Consider the following 985-nt stretch of genomic DNA (forward strand, 5'->3'; position numbering starts at 1 on the left):
GTATATTGGTAATCATATTATATATTATCTCCTCATAGATAGTAATTTCAAGCCTGTCATAACAGCCCCATTGAACAAATAATGCGAGGTTCTTTAACAATTCGCTCTTTATCGTCTTTGATGCTTAATGAGCCTTGTTCACGCAAACCAGTTACCAAATTAATTAATTGCTCGTCATCTATTCCTGACTTTAATTCACGGTTAATTACTTCTTTGGCATAATCCAATAAAGGATAATTATACAAGTCTTCATGGGTACGCTTTATTTCATCGGTGTCAAACAACGTATCTTTATTGCGTCCAAGCCATGCGTCAATCCGCATATAGGCACGATAACGCGCACCGGAAGTCTTGCCCAATTGTCCGCCTAATTTTGTTTGCGTGTCATGTATAAACATTACAGCTTTTGTAACAAGTTCATGATGTTTTTCGGAACGGTTAAGAGCAGGTTCTTTAATGTCGCATTTTACTGTTTTAAGAATTTCAAACTGTGATTGCGTTACGATTTCACCTTTTTCATCTATCCATGTTAAGCAATCGTTGTCTTCGACGGTTTTTGCGTATACTATTACTCCACCTTCTCCTTTTTTAGCGGCATACACGACATCCGGCATGGCTGGAATTATTTCTTTTAAATCCGGGTGGGCATCAATGCCATTTTTCCAGAGCTGGTAACAATAAGAAGCAAGGTCAACTTCAACATCATCTTCATCATCAAAGATTCCGGCTTTTTCGTTGTACAGGTCTTTTAAGTTGACAGGATCGCCGTCAAAAAATACTTCGTCAGAACCAACTGTTTCGGCATTCTCTTTAATGCGTCTTTGCAATCGACCTCGAAGGTCAAGTATTGTTTCAAGTCCTTCTTCAGGTAAAAACGAATAACACCAAATTTTATCATGCTTCTGTCCGATGCGGTCAACACGCCCCGCCCTTTGAATTAATTTGATAATTGCCCAAGGTAAGTCATAATTCACCACGATATGGC

The 985-nt window shown here is 38.8% G+C and carries 1 protein-coding gene; it reads right to left on the reverse strand.

Features of this window, described 5'->3' with window-relative positions; genetic code table 11:
• Positions 1-56: 56 nt before the first annotated feature.
• Positions 57-985, reverse strand: a 929-nt coding sequence (locus tag ACYVRH_RS13310; RefSeq protein ID WP_461257378.1) for a hypothetical protein, incomplete at its 5' end; no start/stop codon positions are given.

It is taken from the genome of Treponema sp. R80B11-R83G3, assembly GCF_054786115.1.